Annotated in this window: 16 protein-coding genes; 6 read left to right on the top strand and 10 right to left on the bottom strand. The window is 37.1% G+C overall.

Annotation, left to right across the window (positions count from 1 at the left end; translation table 11 throughout):
- Positions 1–43: 43 nt before the first annotated feature.
- Together ACZ1GR_RS13730 and ACZ1GR_RS13725 are read right to left on the bottom strand one after the other, a co-directional pair.
- Positions 44–340, bottom strand: coding sequence for an isoamylase early set domain-containing protein (locus ACZ1GR_RS13730; protein ID WP_377767351.1), 297 nt, complete (start codon positions 338–340; stop codon positions 44–46).
- 162 nt (positions 341–502) lie between these two features.
- Positions 503–1582 (bottom strand): aminotransferase class V-fold PLP-dependent enzyme, encoded by a 1080-nt coding sequence (locus ACZ1GR_RS13725; RefSeq protein ID WP_472609497.1) that lies wholly within the window; start codon positions 1580–1582, stop codon positions 503–505.
- A 54-nt stretch (positions 1583–1636) separates the two neighbouring features.
- Here ACZ1GR_RS13725 and ACZ1GR_RS13720 point away from each other — a divergent pair, with 54 nt between their 5' ends.
- Both ACZ1GR_RS13720 and ACZ1GR_RS13715 read left to right on the top strand, forming a co-directional pair.
- On the top strand, positions 1637–2026 hold the full coding sequence (locus ACZ1GR_RS13720; RefSeq protein WP_472609496.1) for a 2TM domain-containing protein: 390 nt from the start codon (positions 1637–1639) through the stop codon (positions 2024–2026).
- Positions 2023–2517, top strand: a complete 495-nt coding sequence (locus ACZ1GR_RS13715; RefSeq protein WP_472609495.1) for a dihydrofolate reductase — start codon at positions 2023–2025, stop codon at positions 2515–2517. The genes ACZ1GR_RS13720 and ACZ1GR_RS13715 overlap by 4 nt, the downstream gene beginning before the upstream one ends.
- On the opposite strand, the gene murI is transcribed toward ACZ1GR_RS13715, so the two are convergent.
- The 8 genes from murI to ACZ1GR_RS13675 form a co-directional block, all read right to left on the bottom strand.
- A complete protein-coding gene (gene murI / locus ACZ1GR_RS13710) occupies positions 2514–3299 on the bottom strand; it encodes a glutamate racemase (protein ID WP_472611820.1) in 786 nt (261 codons plus the stop codon). The two genes, ACZ1GR_RS13715 and murI, sit on opposite strands and share 4 nt — an antisense overlap.
- 67 nt (positions 3300–3366) lie before the next feature.
- The gene (locus ACZ1GR_RS13705; RefSeq protein ID WP_377767356.1) at positions 3367–3876 is read right to left on the bottom strand and encodes an OmpH/Skp family outer membrane protein; all 510 of its coding nucleotides are present in this window, start codon (positions 3874–3876) and stop codon (positions 3367–3369) included.
- A gap of 46 nt (positions 3877–3922) precedes the next feature.
- On the bottom strand, positions 3923–4756 hold the full coding sequence (locus ACZ1GR_RS13700) for an OmpH/Skp family outer membrane protein (protein WP_472609494.1): 834 nt from the start codon (positions 4754–4756) through the stop codon (positions 3923–3925).
- A 101-nt stretch (positions 4757–4857) separates the two neighbouring features.
- Positions 4858–7503, bottom strand: coding sequence for an outer membrane protein assembly factor BamA (gene bamA, locus ACZ1GR_RS13695; RefSeq protein ID WP_377767358.1), 2646 nt, complete (start codon positions 7501–7503; stop codon positions 4858–4860).
- Positions 7475–8227 (bottom strand): isoprenyl transferase, encoded by a 753-nt coding sequence (locus ACZ1GR_RS13690; protein WP_377767359.1) that lies wholly within the window; start codon positions 8225–8227, stop codon positions 7475–7477. Before ACZ1GR_RS13690 ends, bamA begins: the two co-directional genes overlap by 29 nt.
- Entirely contained in the window at positions 8220–8903 is a 684-nt protein-coding gene (gene porG / locus ACZ1GR_RS13685; RefSeq protein ID WP_472609493.1) for a type IX secretion system protein PorG, read from the bottom strand. Before porG ends, ACZ1GR_RS13690 begins: the two co-directional genes overlap by 8 nt.
- Positions 8904–9014: 111 nt before the next feature.
- Complete coding sequence (locus tag ACZ1GR_RS13680) at positions 9015–9896, bottom strand: NAD kinase (protein WP_472609492.1); 882 nt, start codon at positions 9894–9896, stop codon at positions 9015–9017.
- A 35-nt stretch (positions 9897–9931) separates the two neighbouring features.
- A complete protein-coding gene (locus tag ACZ1GR_RS13675) occupies positions 9932–10588 on the bottom strand; it encodes a CBS domain-containing protein (protein ID WP_472609491.1) in 657 nt (218 codons plus the stop codon).
- An 88-nt stretch (positions 10589–10676) separates the two neighbouring features.
- Here ACZ1GR_RS13675 and ACZ1GR_RS13670 point away from each other — a divergent pair, with 88 nt between their 5' ends.
- The 4 genes from ACZ1GR_RS13670 (at position 10677) to ACZ1GR_RS13655 (ending at position 16314) form a co-directional block, all read left to right on the top strand.
- Complete coding sequence (locus ACZ1GR_RS13670) at positions 10677–11390, top strand: pyridoxine 5'-phosphate synthase (RefSeq protein WP_472609490.1); 714 nt, start codon at positions 10677–10679, stop codon at positions 11388–11390.
- On the top strand, positions 11390–12160 hold the full coding sequence (locus ACZ1GR_RS13665; RefSeq protein ID WP_472609489.1) for an alpha/beta fold hydrolase: 771 nt from the start codon (positions 11390–11392) through the stop codon (positions 12158–12160). The genes ACZ1GR_RS13670 and ACZ1GR_RS13665 overlap by 1 nt, the downstream gene beginning before the upstream one ends.
- 130 nt (positions 12161–12290) lie before the next feature.
- Positions 12291–13835 (top strand): SGNH/GDSL hydrolase family protein, encoded by a 1545-nt coding sequence (locus ACZ1GR_RS13660; RefSeq protein WP_472609488.1) that lies wholly within the window; start codon positions 12291–12293, stop codon positions 13833–13835.
- Positions 13836–13938: 103 nt separating this feature from the next.
- Positions 13939–16314: a PSD1 and planctomycete cytochrome C domain-containing protein gene (locus ACZ1GR_RS13655; RefSeq protein WP_472609487.1), complete on the top strand. Its 2376-nt coding sequence runs from the start codon at positions 13939–13941 to the stop codon at positions 16312–16314.
- The last annotated feature ends 1 nt before the right edge of the window (position 16315 follow it).

Raw genomic sequence — 16315 nt, 5'->3', positions numbered from 1 at the left:
CCCATGCCAAGGCATGGGTTTTGTTCTTTCTAAGTTAAAGATATTATACTTCTAAAACTGCATTTTCAGTACCAGCGTAGTCGTTCCATTGGTAGCGGTCCGCCTCATTATCATTAATGTAGTTACTATCTACTAGATAACGGAATTCATAAGTATTTTCTTTTGGTAGCTCAATTGTACCTTTAAAGGTTCCGTTCTTTAATTTTCTAAGTGTGCTGCCTTTTGGGTTCCAATTATTGAAATCACCAACAACAGCTACTTTTTTTGCGTTGTCCGCAGGTACCGTAAAAGTAACTTTACAAACCGGTTTGCTTTTTAAATATTGCTTTTTTATAGCCATGATACTATTGTTTTTTCATTTAATTATAGTGCAAAGCAATACATAAAACAACTAAAAGTCAACAGGTTAGATGCGATTTATCAATTTGATAAAATTAGCTTCATGCGTTGTTCACTTTGATAAATTTAACCCTTTATTTTATTCAAAAAAGTAATTCAAATATTACGATTTTAGGATTTTTACAATTTCATCTACTTCATCAAGAGTATTGTAAAAGTGAAAGCTAATTCGAATTCCGTCTCCGCGCTGTACGCAAACCACATTGTGTTCTAAAAGTTTATTGAACACTCTTTGATTCGCTTTTATATTGAAAATAGTACTATGCGTATTTCTTTTCACCACTATATCATCCAATAAACCAAACTCGTTAAACTCATTTCGGGCTTTATCGCTTAATTTATTGTTCTGCTCCCCTATTTTTTTGAGCCCAATCTTACTTAGAAATTCTAATGAAAATTGAAGGCTTCCAAAACTTAAGGAATCTAAGTGGCCAGGTTCTAAATGCTTGCAAAATGTTCTTTTATGATTATTTTCCAAGGCGTTTCTACCAGAACCAAATCCCTTAGCCACTAGCTTAAAACGCTCTTTCACCTCTTCCTTGATCAAAAGCAAGCCATTTCCGTACCCCGACAGCAACCATTTATAGGCACTTGCGCCAATAATATCAATTCCTGATTCTAAAAAATCAAAACTTCTTGTTCCCAAAAATTGGGTTCCATCTGAAATAATCAATAAATCTTTAAACTGGGTCTTTAACTTTTTCAAGAAAGTCAAATCGACCATAATTCCATTTAACCATTGTACAACGCTTAGAGCCAAAACGGTAATTCCATTGATCTTTATGGCATCATAAATACGTTCCTCTAAATTTTCAGAAACCGCAAGATATTCAATAGCAAACCCTCTACTCTCAAAAGGCCAATTTAGAGATGGATAATCACCTTCTATAAGAAGCACTTTCTCTTTCTTATCCAAGCCTTCAACCAAAAAGTTCAAACCAATAGTGAAGTTTGGTACTAGTGCCACATTCTCTGGGTTACAGTTGAAAAATTCCCCTACAACTCTTCTGGTTTCCGAATGCATTCTATTAGAGTTTTGCTTCATATTGCTACCTCCAATCAAGTAATCTAAATCGTGACCCTGCCTCCATTCTAACAAATCGTCGTACAATAGGCCCGAGGCTGCTGTATTTGCATAAATAGAATGGTTTAATACCGGAAACTGTTTTCTGATTTGTTCCATCTTAAATCTTTAAAATCTTAAATCGGTTATCTTTGTCATTAAAGATAGGCAAAGATGTTTTCAAAGAATACCCAAAAATCAGATGTTGCTATTGAACAGCATGAACTGCTAGAAAATGCCCAAAAACGCATAAAACAAAAGAAACGGCTGTTTTCGCATTTCGTTGTCTTTCTAATCGGTAGTGTCTTTATTGTTTTGATTAATAAGATTTTTAAACAATGGGAAGCCTATGATTGGTATATCTGGGCAATTTCTTTTTGGGGTTTTCTTTTTGTCATGCACGCATTCAACGTATTTGTTACCCATAAATTTATGGGGGTCGCCTGGGAGAGAAAACAACGAGAAAAACTAGTAGCCAAGCAAAAGGCCAAAATTGCCGAAATACAAAAAGGAATAGAATCGGATTTCCCATTATCCAATTTCAATAAAAAAAAAGAAGATTGAACAAACTTATTATTATTGCCGCTGCTGCTGAAAACAATGCATTGGGTATAAATAACGACTTACCTTGGCATTTGCCAGATGATTTTAAGAGATTCAAAGCCCTAACCACGGGGCACAAAATTATTATGGGTAGAAAAACTTTAGAAAGTTTTCCTAAAGCCCTGCCTAATAGAGAACATATCGTAATTACAAGATCAAAAGATTACAAGCCAAAGTTTGAATGTACAGTGGTGAATTCAATAGCATCGGCAATTGCGCTCACCTCAGAAGATGACCAGGCCTTTATTATAGGTGGAGGCGAAATCTATAAACAATCACTGGAATATGCCACCCATATAGAGCTAACAAGAGTTCACGCCGAGGTTGAAGCCGATACTTTTTTCCCGGAAATTAATCTTGATGAATGGGTTTTAGTGAAAGAGGAATATCATGCCCAAGATGAACGGCATAAATATGATTTTACCTACCTAAGCTATGAAAAAAGAAGTTAAAAATCTAGGTAGCTCACTTCTACACCACTATTATTTATAAGTTCTTTCAATACTGCTGGATTCGTATTGGAATAAAAAATGTTCTTAGGTGCCAATGTTGAATCATTATTGAGCAAACCATTTTTTTTTAAGACAGATTTGGTTTGTTGGGCCACTGCCAGCCCAGAATCAACTATCTTGACATTGTTTGGCAAAATTTCTTTTAAGGCCGGAATCAGGTATGGATAGTGCGTACAGCCTAACACCAAACAATCTATCCCCTCTTTCAGCATTGGTCTTAGAAACTGTTCTAATAAGTGTCTCACCTCATTTGATTTTGCAAGTCCTGACTCAATTAACTTTACTAATCCCGTTCCCTCTTGTTCAAAGACTTTTATACCTGACGCATATAACTTAGAGGTACTGTTGAACAAAGCACTTGACAAGGTACCTTTAGTGGCAAGAACGCCAACCTTTTTGGTTTGGGTCTGAAGCGCAGCTGGTTTTATAGCAGGTTCTATACCTATAAATGGTACAGTGTAGGTTTTTCTAAGTTGAGTAATCGCATTGGTGGTTGCCGTATTACAGGCCACTACAATTAGTTTACACTTCTTACTCAATAAAAGTTCTGTGTTCTTTATGCAGAGTTGAAGAATTTCCTCTTCTGATTTTTCGCCGTAAGGCGCATTATTACTGTCCGCTAAATAAATCGTGCTTTCATTAGGCATAAGGGCGTGTAGCTCTTTCCAAATAGAAGTACCGCCTACGCCAGAATCAAAAATACCTATTGGGTTTTGCATTATACTCAAAAATAAAAAAACCACCTTGATTCAATCATCAAGATGGTTTTATTTTATTTGGTTCTAAAACTTAGAATCCTAATTCTTGCTTTACTTCTGGCAACAAGTCTTTTCCTTTAGAAACGATAAGGCTCAAACCTGGGCTAGCATCAATTACATAATCATAACCTAAAGCCGCTGCAACTTTGTCAATCGCATTCTTTGCTTTATCAGAAATAGGAGCAAATAACTCTTGCTGCTTCTTTTGCATTTCTTGCATTGCTTGTTGCTCTGCTTGCTTTATGTTCTTATCATAACCTTGAAGCTCTATCGCACGCTTTTCATTTTCTTCAGCAGATTTTGAAGCAGCCTCGTTTTGATACTGCGTATACTTATTCTGCATTTCTTTCATCGAACCTTCTAAATCAGCTCTATATGTCTCTTGTAATTTCTTTAGTTCAGCCTGTGCAGCAATCATTTCAGGCATTTCGGACAATAGTTGTTGCACATTAATATGGGCAACTTTACTTTGTGCGTTTACAAACCCTGTAGCTGCAACAAAAAATACTAGTGCTACAACAATCTTCTTAACATTTTTCATAATTCTGAGTAACTTTAATTTCAAGTGTTAATTTTAATATTAGTGTTTAATCTTTAGATTCGCTCTTTGAATCTTCTTCTTTATTATCGTTTTCTTCCTTTGCTTTACGCTTGGCTTCCCTTTCTTCCAATAATTTTTTTCTTCGCTCTTCGTATGCCTTCTTGCGTTGTTCTCTAAGTTTTAATTGCTCTGCCTTTTTTGCCTCAAAAGCCTTTGCCCTTGATTCTTTGGTACTTTCAGCTTTTTCTTGTCTCGCTTTTAAAGCATCACTAATCTCTTCATTCTCCTCTGCTTCCTGCGCTTCAAACTCTTTTAATCTGCTATTAAGCTTCTGTTTTTTCTTTGATCCGCTTATTTTTCGTGTTCTTCCTATCTCCCTTAAAACTAAATCACTAACGTCGTGTCTTTTTTGGGAATACAACATTACGACATCCGCTGATTTATCAAAAATAAAATCATACTTTTTGTTAGCCCCAATTTTTTGAACCTCATTAAAAACTTGATCCTGTATTGGCTGAATCAATAATTGCTTCTGCAAGACTAGATCGCCTTGCGGCCCGAAACGGTCTTGCTGATAATCCAAAAGTTCGGTCTCTAAAATCTGAATCTCTTCTTCACGTTCGGCGATCAACTCGTCGGTTAATAGCACTTTTTCTGCCATTAAATCTTTCTTCATCTGCTCAACCGTACTTTGTTTGAGCTCAATTTCTTGCTTCCACTTTTGTGCTTTTGCATTTAATTGGGCCGTAGCATCACGATATTCTTCAACGTTTTCCAAAATGTATTCCATATCTACATATCCTATGCGAACCCCTCTTTGAGAAAATCCGTAAAAAGAACATAAAGTGATAGTTATGAAAAAAAGAACTTTTAACTTCATTTTTACTTCCGCTATTTACATAGAAAATATCGTGCCAAAATAACTAAATAATTTAAAATGAGATAATTAACTCTTTGTAATTTGACTTATTTTCTTTTAGGTTAAAACTGTTGACCTATAATGAAGTGTGTTTGCCAACCACTTGGACCAATTGACCCAGGTCTTGCATCGGAATCAAATCCGTAGCCAAAGTCAATGCCCAAGAGACCAAATGCCGGCATAAAAATACGCAGCCCCACTCCAGCAGATCTCTTTAACTCAAACGGATTAAACTCATTAAAATTGTCAAAAGAATTACCCGCTTCTAAAAATGAAAGCGCGTATATAGATGCAGAAGGTTTTAAGGTTAAGGGGTAGCGTAACTCTAATGAGAATTTATTGTAAATGGTACCACCGTCTTGCTCTTGTCTACCAGTAATCGGGTTATTGCTAAAAGAAGTAAGTGAACTGTTTTCGTAACCTCTTAATTGTACTACATCTCGACCATCTAAGGTAAAGTTTCCTAGCCCATCACCACCAACAAAGAACCGCTCAAATGGCACATCACCAATGTCATTGTTATAGTTTCCTAAGAATCCAAACTCGGCATTGGTTCTAAGCACCAACTTACCCGCTAAGCGCGTATACCAATCGCCCTTAAACTTGATCTTATAATATTCTAACCACTTGAAACGCTCTTCTTCTATTTCTTGCAGCTCGTTGGTCTCAGCTGTAGTTAACGGGGTTCCATCATTTGCAGATGCGGTAATTTCATCACTACGTACTTTTAGACTTTTAAAATCTTTTCCGCTTATCAAAGAATAAGGAGGTGTAAACTTAGCAGTAATCTCAAAATTAGAACCTGTAAGAGGGAATATTCTACTTGGTCCCTGAGAACTTCTTGAAAGTCCAAAAGTATAGGCCAATGAGTTCGATGTTCCGTTACCAAAATTGAACAAACCAATATTGTAATTTTTAAAATCATACAACTGGTATCCCAAAGAATGTGAAATCGTAAAGAAATCATCTGGCCATTGTACTCTTTTAGCTAAACCTGCGGTAACACCTGTGATAGAAAACCCACGGTCTTTATCAACATCTATTTGTCCTTGATTAGTAAATTGAGAAGAAAACTGTTGGGTTCTTGAAAAAGACAGGTTAAAACGTACTGGCTTTCTACCGCCCAACCAAGGTTCTGCAAAGTTTAAGCTATATACCCTAAACGTTCTACTCGCCTGAAGTCGAAGTGCAAAAGTCTGACCATCACCCATAGGAACCGGTTTATACGACTCTCCATTAAAGATATTCTGTAGCGAAAAATTACTGAATGAAAGTCCTAAAGTTCCAATAAAGCCACCCCCACCATAACCACCTTGTAATTCTATTTGGCTAGAGCCAGATTCCACCAAACTATATTTAATATCAACGGTACCTGCATTTGGATCTGGGTTCTCAACATCGGGTACAATCTGTTCTGCATCAAAAAAGCCTAACTGACCTAATTCGCGAACACTTCTTACAATATTATCTTTGCTGTATTTTTGGCCTGGCCTTGTACGTAGTTCCCTAAAGATTACATGGTCGTTGGTCTTGTCATTACCAACAACTGTCACGTGGTTAAGAAAAGTCTCTTTACCTTCTATAATTCTGATTTCAAAATCGATGGTGTCGTTTACCGCCGAAATTTCAACCGGATTGATCTGTGAGAATAAATATCCGTTATTTTGATATTGATTTGTGATATCGACCGCGTCTGGTTTAGAATTATCAGCAATACGTTCTTTTAATAAAACCCCGTTATAAGTATCACCTTTTTTGATACCTAAAACTTGACTTAGCTGGCGATCTGTGTAAACCGAATTACCTACAAAATCAATATTTCCGAAGTAATATTTATTACCTTCTTCGACTTTAATCTTTAGGGCGATATTATTCTCATCAACCTTAATAAAGGTATCCGATAACACTCGCGCGTCTCTATATCCTTTTTCCGCATAGGCATCTACAACGTTTTTAAGTCCTTCCTTAAATTCGTCTTCCATATATTTCGACCTTTGCCAAAATGCACCTAACTTCTTTTTTCTGATTTTTGCCTTTCCGAGAGCTTTTCGTAGTCGCTTGTCTTTTACCTTCTCATTTCCTTCAAAAACAATACTTTTAATCTTAACCTTATCCCCCTTTTTCACGTTGACTACCATACTCTCCGTATTGGTACCAGTAGTGTCTTTGGCCGTGGCAATGTTCACTTTTGCGTTCAGAAAACCTTGCTTTTTATACTTATTTTCTAAATAACCTTTGGTGTTAGCGATAAGACTTTCTGTTATTTTCTTGCCTTTCTTAAGATCTGTATCATCGATAATCTCGTCTACTTTTCGTTTTTTAACACCATAGACGGTAACTTTTGATAAAGTAGGCCTTTCTAAAATATTAAGTTCTAGAAATATTTTATCGCCTTCTACCCTAGTTTGGTACATAGAGACATCACTAAAAAGCTCTAAACCCCATAATTTTTTAATAACTGCGCTAATCTCTTCTCCGGGAATCGTAATTGGCTGTCCAATTCTAAGGCCTGTGTAGGTCTTGACCGTTTGCTCATTATAACTCTGAAGACCTGTAACTTCTAATCCACCAAGAATATACTTTTTACCATCTTCATAAGAAGTTTGGGCAAAAGTTACTGTGGTGGTTAAAAAAAGGAGGAGTAATAATTTGTTATACGAAGTGCTTTTGATTATTCTTTCAATTGAGTTGTTCGCTAGTCTTTCCAAATCTTCTTTCTCTATTTTGGTAGTTCATTATTGCATCTACCAAATGATGTTCACTAAAATCGGGCCAAAATACGTCAATAAAATATAATTCGGCATATGCAATTTGCCAAAGTAAAAAATTACTTATTCTATGCTCCCCACTTGTACGAATAAGCAGGTCTACATCTGGCAAATCATGCGTGTAAAGATGAGTATTAATAATCGTTTCATCAATATTTTCAGGAGAAATTATATTATTTTTAACTTTGATACTTATAGCTTTTATCGCTGTTTTCAGCTCTTCGCGAGACCCATAACTTAAGGCTAAGGTCAAGGTCATACCAGTATTGTTTTTTGTTTTTGAAATAACTTCTTTCAGCTCATCATGGGCTTTTTTAGGCAACGAATCGATGTTTCCTATCGCATTTAATCGAATATTATTCTTGTTTAGGGTTTTTAATTCTTTCCGTAAAGAAGACACCAAAAGCTTCATCAAAGTCTGAACCTCGACCTTAGGTCTATTCCAATTCTCGGTAGAAAATGCATAAAGTGTTAGAAAATCAATTTTAATCTTGGCACAGTTTTCAACGGTCTGCCGTACGGCTTCAACACCATTTTGGTGGCCGAACACCCGCAACTTGCCTCGTTGCTTGGCCCAACGACCGTTGCCATCCATAATAACGGCAATGTGTTTGGGTAGTTTTTCTTGATTTAAATCGGCTAAAGAATTCGTTTTATTACTCAAAACAATCTTGACATGGTTTGCGCCCAAAGGTATAAGTAAATGTGATACCAGAAAAGACATACCAGTCATCGCTTAAAATATTTCCGAATCGAAGCTGCTCAAAATTTGAACCTTCTGGGTTACTGGCGTCTAAATTATCCGTGAAAGTGTACCGTGCCCCTACTTCAGCGCCAATGATAAAAAACTGACTTATTCTATATTTGGCGCCAACAGTCATTGGTATTGCAAAACTTCCATCCTTTTGATTTAAATTTTGAACTTGAAGCGCATCTATATAATTAAAGTCATATCTAAAATAGGTGAAACCGGTATAGAGGTAAGGCGTAAAAGCTGGACCTAACTTATGTAGGTTATATTCAACAAAGTTAAATTCAAGTCCTGCTGAGAACTCGGTCACAGCATTATCTACTACATATGCTCTTTGCACTCTCGACGCTAAATTAGATTTTGTATCGTCCGCAGTGAAAGAACCTCTTATAATACTAGCGCGCCATGCGTATCTTTTGCTTTTGTTCCATTTGAAAAGCGCCCCATAAGAAATACCTGAAGGCAAAATGTAGTTAGTCCTTCCTACATCACCAATCACATTGGCCCCACCGGCAAAAATACCTATCTCATAGGTTTGTGCACTCACGGTTCCAACAGCAAACAAAAAGACCAAAAAAAACACTCTCATAGAAAAACAAAAGTTATTGTCATAACGAGTAGTAACAAGGAGACTTGCATCACCGCCATATAATGTTCTCTTTTAAAACTGTTTTTGTGCTTTTTTATTGTAGCTGAAAGGTCAATTGCGCTTGTCTTCGCCCCAAAGTAATTTATTACGCAATGTTTTAAGAAAACTTTCAGATTTATATTCTATCATTTTAATTGTAAAGTCCGATTTTTTGACAACAATTTCCTTTTCGTTGGGGATGGTGGCTATACGTGAATCTAGCGAAACCAAATGGTTTTCTTCGCGGCCATACACTTTTAACCTAATCTCCGTATCATCTGGTATCACGAAAGGCCTTGCATTTAAATTGTGTGGAGCTATTGGGGTTAAAACCAAAGATTTTGTGGACGGGGCTATAACCGGGCCACCACAGCTCAAAGAATATCCTGTTGATCCAGTTGGTGTAGAAACAATAAGACCATCTGCCCAATATGATGTTAAGTACTCACCATTTAAATACGTTTCAACAGTAATCATCGACGTCGTATCTTTTCTGCTGATAGTTATTTCATTTAAGGCAAAATTGAGTTCTCCAAATTCTTCAACATCGTGGTCTAGACAGATTTCTACCAATCCCCTTTCTTCAATGGTGAAACTACCGGTAACAAATTCTGTCACCACCTTTCTAACGTCTTCTTTCTTAAAAGTAGAAAGAAAACCCAAACGCCCTGTGTTTACACCAACAATAGGGATATCTAAATCTCGAACATAAGTTACCGCCCTGAGCATAGTGCCATCACCACCAAAACTTACGAACATATCGAAAGAACTGTCCAAGCCTTGCTCTTGTGTAAAGGTCTTTGTTTTTTTAAGGGTAAAGTTTTGTGAAATAAACTCGGCAAAATCAGATTCTATGGCTATTTTGGCATTTACCTTTTCAAGTTCATCCAACAATTCGCCAACACATGTAATATCATTCCCAATAAAAGACTGACCGTAAATAGCAACTTTCATTTGTTTTTTTTGGAAATTAAGGGGTTAACATTTTGCTAAACATTAAGGTATTTATCCAAATAAGCGGAACGCTTTTTCAAATCTTCTAAAAATTGATCATCGCTATTGCCAAAAAGGATATTGTAGTTATATCTTCTAAAAGTTTGCGAAACTTCATTTAAACTCGAAGAACTAATTTTTAGGGTCACTTGAACAACATCATTTTTATTATCGGTGATAAAAGCACCTAGAACCTTGGCATTATTCGTTTCAACTATTTGCCCAATTTCACTCATGGAATAATCCTTTAGGCCTTTTTCAACAACTAGTATGCCTCCCGGCTCGGTGAAGAATGGGGTATCAATAAACACGCCTACTACATCTGTTAAATCATAGTAACCTAGAATATGTTTATCCTTATCGAGAACGGGCATGATATTCGCCTCATTTCTTGCAAAAATTTCAAGAACATCTAACCAAGAGGTTTCATTAGTAACCGAAAAGTGTTCAAAGTTATGGAGATACTCTTCAATTTTTTTTTCAGCTTCAAAACACGCCAAATCATTTTCAGGTAATACGCCGATAAAAATATTGTTTTCGGTAATAGCTACATGAGAGCATGTAGTTTGGTCAAAAAAGGCAATAACCTCTTTCATAAGCTCCGATACTTCGAATACCGGTAAATTATCCAACAATTGACTCTGTAGCTCCATACCTTTAAATCTTATGCAAAATACTAATTTTAAACTGCAAAAGGTGTGCCCAATTCGTATTTTTGTACCTATAAAAACTATAGCCTTTATGACAAAACTTAGTGTCAATATCAACAAATTGGCCACACTTAGAAATTCACGCGGAGGAAACGCCCCTGATCTGTTAAAATCTGCCAAAGACATAGAATCTTTTGGTGGTCAAGGTATTACAATACACCCAAGACCAGACGAAAGGCATATTCGCTATCAAGATGCTTATGATTTAAAGAATATAGTTTCTACCGAATTCAATATTGAAGGTAACCCGATACCTAAGTTTATAGAAATGGTTTTGGCCATTAAACCCACACAGGTAACCCTTGTACCCGACGCGGAAGACGCTATTACTTCAAATGCAGGGTGGGATACTATAAAAAACAAAGATTTTCTTATTGATGTAGTGGATACCTTTAAAGCAAACGGTATTCGCACTTCAATTTTTGTAGATCCTGTTGAAAAAATGGTAGAAGGCGCCAAGGAAGTAGGAACCGATAGGATAGAATTATATACCGAAAGTTATGCAAAGTCTTTCTCGGAAGGAAACAAGGAAAGCATAGTGCCCTTTGCGAATGCGGCCAAAGTAGCAAACGATTTAGGAATCGGAATTAATGCTGGCCACGATTTAAGTTTGGATAACATCACATTTTTTAAGGAGCACATTCCTAATTTGCTTGAGGTATCCATAGGTCATGCCCTTATTTGCGAATCTCTTTATTTAGGATTGGAGAACGTCATCAATATGTACTTACACCGATTGCAATAATGGAACTACTACATGCTAAAATTATTGGAGAAGGAAAGCCCTTACTGATTTTGCACGGGTTTTTAGGTATGTCCGATAACTGGAAAACCTTAGGGAATAAGTACGCAGAAAATGGTTTTCAAGTACACTTGATAGACCAACGTAATCATGGCAAGAGTTTTCACTCTAAAGATTTTGATTATGAATTCATGGCCAAAGACTTGGGGTTTTATATAAACCACCACAGCATTGCCAAAGCCAATCTTATCGGTCATTCCATGGGTGGCAAAACAGTGATGCAATTTGCTTGCTCTAACCCTAATTTAGTGGAGAAATTAGTAGTTGCAGATATAGCCCCAAAATATTACCCGGCACACCATAACGAAATTATAAACGGACTGAATTCCTTAGATTTCTATACCATTTCCTCAAGAAGTGAAGCTGATGAAGAATTAGCCAATCACCTATCAGATTGGGGTATTCGTCAATTCTTGTTAAAAAATCTTTATTGGGTCGAGAAAGGGAAACTAGGCTTTAGGTTCAACCTGTCCGTTTTACAGCACAAGATGGAAGAAATAGGAGAGAATATTAGCAGCACGGACTCCTTCGGAGGGGAAACATTGTTTCTTAGAGGAGATAAATCAGAATACATTCTTCAAAATGACTTTGATATTATTCGAAGACATTTCCCAAAAGCAGAAATCGATACCATCTCCAATGCAGGTCACTGGCTGCATGCCGAAAACCCTACTGCATTCTTTTCTAGGTCGCTACAATTCCTAAATCGTTAAAAATTGACCTAATTTATTATGCATGCATAATTTTTTTTAGCTTTTAATTGTATGTATAACAATTTTCGCATAGTTTTGGAAATAAGCGATTAACGCAAACTTAACTTAAACTAACTTTAAATTTATTGATATGAAGAAGTTCCTCGCACTACTTTCTATGTTTGGACTTATTTTCGTCTCTTGTTCTGATGATGATACGGTTGCAGATACTACACCAACACCTCCGGCGCCCATAACTTTCACCAGTGGTTCTGCTGATTTTTCGAACTATGTGTCTCTAGGTAACTCATTGACTGCAGGTTTTTCTGATGCGGCATTATTTCAATCAGGCCAAACTGCGTCTTTTCCAAATATGCTGGCCTCTAACTTTGAATTGGTAGGCGGTGGCAGCTTCAACATCCCTTTTATGGCAGATGATTTGGGTGGTGCAACTATCAATGGACAATCTGATTTAAATATGGATGGAAGACCAGATATAGGGAATAGATTAATTTTATCTTTTGCATCAGGTTCTCCTGCTCCAGTACCTGTGAGTGGTCAAGGCTCTACCGAAATTTTGAATGTTTTATCTGGACCTTTTAATAATATGGGAGTGCCAGGAGCGAAAAGTTACCATTTATTAGCACCAGGATATGGTAATGCAGGAAATCTTGCTTTAGGTGCCGCAAATCCTTATTTCGTGCGTTTCGCTTCAAGTCCGAATAGCACAATATTAGCAGATGCGGCTGCTCAAAACGCTAGTTTCTTTAGTTTGTGGATTGGTAATAATGATGTTTTAGGCTACGCTACCAGTGGAGGTGCCGGTGTCGACCAGACCGGTAATCTAGATCCAAGCACATACGGCGGTTCTGATGTTTCAGATCCAAATGTAGTTGCAGGTTCTATCAACGCAATTTTACAGGCGATGACAGCAAATAATGCAAAAGGGGTGATTGCCAATATTCCAGATGTGACGACGATTCCGTTTTTAACAACAGTACCTCATAATCCTGTTCCTTTGGATGCCGCTACTGCAGATTTACTAAATGGAGCTTATGCGGCCTATAATCAGGCACTTCTAGCCTTTAGTACAAATCAAAATCCGTTAGGGGCACCACAAATTACACCTGAGGAAGCTGCAAAAAGAACAATTTCTTTTCAAGCCGGTCAAGGAAATGCAGTTGTAATATTAGACGAAGATTTAACAGATCTTAGTGTATTTAGCTCAGCACTGGTCAACATGAGACAAGCAACAGCTGATGATTTATTGGTTTTGACTTCTAGTACTTTTATTGGCTCTTTGGCAAATCCGGCAGATCCTACTTCTATAAACGGAGTGGCAGTGCCCTTGGCAGATAACTGGGTTTTAACCCCAGAAGAACAACAAATAGCGAATGCGGCAGTAACAGCTTACAATCAAGTAATCGCTGGCTTAGCAACACAATATGATTTAGCTTTGGTTGATGCGAACTCTTTATTGGTAGAGTTAGGAGCAAATGGATTTACCCAGGCTGATGGCAGCGTTGTAACCGCAACCTTTGGTACAGGTGGTGGATTCTCTTTAGATGGGGTGCATCCTTCCCCTCGTGGGTACGCTATTTTAGCCAATGCTTTTGTTGAAGCTATCAATACCAAGTATGGATCCAATTTACCAGGGGTTAATCCACTAGATTTTACCGGATTGTATATTAAATAAAATTTATCGACATTGATACAAGTCTAGTTGTCATTAGTCGAATATTATTAAAAAGCTTAGCTTTTATTCTCTAATTTTAGAGGTATTAGTTAAGCTTTTTTTTATGCGAATGTTTAATTTCAATCAAAATGACGGATTACTACTAAACTGCTCGAATCAGGCTTTTATTTTATTGGCTTTTTTAGTGGTTTTATCTTCCTGTCGGCAAAAGCCCAATTCAACTGAAAAACTAATTTCTAAAAATGAATTGGAAACCATTCCTGAAAAGGTTTACTTTACTTTTGATGTAAAACCTATTATTTCTGACCGCTGTTTCAAATGCCACGGTCCGGATAAAAATGCAATAGAAGGAGGTTTATCTTTAAATACTGCAGAAGATGCCTACAAAGCGCTAGGTAAATTAAAAGACCATCATGCGATAGTACCAAAGAAGCCCGAAGAAAGCACTTTAGTAAATCGTATTTATTCGGATGACCCAAACCTTTTAATGCCTCCTCCAGAATCGAACCTTGCCCTTAGCGAAACTGAAAAGGCCATTCTAAAAAAATGGATTGAACAGGGGGCCGAATACAAAGAACACTGGGCTTTTATCCCTCCTAAACCGCGAGAGATACCTGTAGTAAATAAAAAAGACTGGTCAATCAATGAAATTGATGATTTTATACTTGCCAAACTAGAATTCAATAGCTTGGTACCATCCGAAAAAGCAAGCAAAGAAAAATTGATCCGAAGAGTGTCTTTTGATTTTACCGGACTTCCCCCAAGTACTGAACAAATAAATGCTTTTGTCAATGACAAGGCATCGAACTCTTACGAAAAACTGGTTGACTCACTTTTAAACACAACAGATTACGCCGAACATATGACAGCCGAATGGATGGATATTAGCAGGTATGCAGACACTCATGGTTATCAAGATGATTTTGAACGCACCATGTGGCCTTGGAGAGATTGGGTAATTCATGCATTTGAAAAGAATATGCCTTATGATGCGTTTGTAACCTATCAATTGGCAGGCGATCTTTTACCTGAAAGAAATTTGGAACAAATACTTGCTACCGGTTTTAATCGCAATCATAAGATCACTTTTGAAGGAGGCACTATTCCAGAAGAGTATCATGTAGAATATGTAGAAGATAGAGTCACCACTTTTGGTACTGCTTTCTTAGGTTTGACTTTTGAGTGTGCAAGATGTCACGACCATAAGTATGATCCAATAAGTCAAAAAGAACATTTTGAGTTATTTAGTTTTTTCAATAATAATAAAGAGAAAAACAAAATACCCTTACCCGGGGAAACCCCAGAACCATACATTACAATTACTGAAAAAGAGGTTAATGGCGTTCTCAATTTTGTAAACCTTCAACACTCCAAAAAGAAAGAAGTTCCCGTTATGGTGATGAATGAAATGGACGAATTAAAGCCCGCTTTCATTTTAAACCGGGGTGTTTATGATCAACCTACGCAAGAAGTATATCCAAACACTCCAAAATCGGTATTAGAATTTCCTGAAAACCTGCCTAAGAATAGATTGGGACTTTCTAAATGGTTATTTGATGCTAATAATCCGCTTACTGCCAGAGTAACGGTAAATCGATTATGGCAAAGAATGTTTGGCACTGGATTGGTAAGTTCATCCTATGATTTCGGAAATCAAGGTGCATTACCATCACATCCTGAGCTATTAGACTTTTTAGCCCTTAAATTACAAGAGGATAAATGGGATATTAAAAAAATGCTAAGATATATCGCACTTTCTTCAACCTACCAACAAAGTTCGGTAACCACACCAGAATTATTAGAAAAAGATCCTGAAAATAGACTCTTGGCGAGAGCTCCGAGACTTCGATTATCTGCCGAGATGATTCGTGACCAAGCACTTGCCATCAGCGGGTTATTGAACAAAGAGGTTGGCGGACCGAGTGTAAAACCCTATCAGCCAGAAGGAATTTGGGAAGAAACTACCGGTGGCGGTGGTGGTAGTACTGCCCAATATGTACAAAGCACTGCAAAAGACCTTTACAGAAAAAGCCTGTATACCTTTTGGAAGCGTACCGTTCCTCCTCCAAACATGATGACTTTTGATGCCGCCTCTAGAGATTTATGTTCAGTAAAAAGACAAGAAACCAATACCCCTTTACAAGCCCTGGTATTATTAAATGACCCGCAACTGATAGAAGCATCAAGAGCTTTAGCTGCGAATACCATTAAGTTACGACCAAATGAAAACAAAAATCAGATAACACATATTTTTCAAAAAGCTACCTCTCGCCTGCCCGATTCTGAAGAGATGGGGATGCTTTTGACCCATTATGATGATATAATGGCCAAAATAAGTTCAAATGAAATTATTGCTTCAGAATATGTTACCATTGGCGATTTCGTAGCTGATGCGACTATACCACAAGAAAAACTTGTGGCGCTATCTTTAGTTGCCCATACTATTTTGAATTTAGACGAAACTATTACCAGAGGATAAT

It is taken from the genome of Croceitalea sp. W27 (genome assembly GCF_055693185.1).
This window is presented reverse-complemented; position numbering and strand designations above follow the sequence as displayed.

Coding starts and splice junctions, on each gene's coding strand:
- porG (WP_472609493.1), bottom strand. CDS start 8,903: ATGAGAGTGTTTTTTTTGGTCTTTTTGTTTGCTGTTGGAACCGTGAGT.
- ACZ1GR_RS13660 (WP_472609488.1), top strand. CDS start 12,291: ATGAAGAAGTTCCTCGCACTACTTTCTATGTTTGGACTTATTTTCGTC.
- ACZ1GR_RS13670 (WP_472609490.1), top strand. CDS start 10,677: ATGACAAAACTTAGTGTCAATATCAACAAATTGGCCACACTTAGAAAT.
- ACZ1GR_RS13680 (WP_472609492.1), bottom strand. CDS start 9,896: ATGAAAGTTGCTATTTACGGTCAGTCTTTTATTGGGAATGATATTACA.
- ACZ1GR_RS13725 (WP_472609497.1), bottom strand. CDS start 1,582: ATGGAACAAATCAGAAAACAGTTTCCGGTATTAAACCATTCTATTTAT.
- ACZ1GR_RS13730 (WP_377767351.1), bottom strand. CDS start 340: ATGGCTATAAAAAAGCAATATTTAAAAAGCAAACCGGTTTGTAAAGTT.
- ACZ1GR_RS13665 (WP_472609489.1), top strand. CDS start 11,390: ATGGAACTACTACATGCTAAAATTATTGGAGAAGGAAAGCCCTTACTG.
- ACZ1GR_RS13675 (WP_472609491.1), bottom strand. CDS start 10,588: ATGGAGCTACAGAGTCAATTGTTGGATAATTTACCGGTATTCGAAGTA.
- ACZ1GR_RS13720 (WP_472609496.1), top strand. CDS start 1,637: ATGTTTTCAAAGAATACCCAAAAATCAGATGTTGCTATTGAACAGCAT.
- ACZ1GR_RS13705 (WP_377767356.1), bottom strand. CDS start 3,876: ATGAAAAATGTTAAGAAGATTGTTGTAGCACTAGTATTTTTTGTTGCA.
- ACZ1GR_RS13700 (WP_472609494.1), bottom strand. CDS start 4,756: ATGAAGTTAAAAGTTCTTTTTTTCATAACTATCACTTTATGTTCTTTT.
- ACZ1GR_RS13655 (WP_472609487.1), top strand. CDS start 13,939: ATGCGAATGTTTAATTTCAATCAAAATGACGGATTACTACTAAACTGC.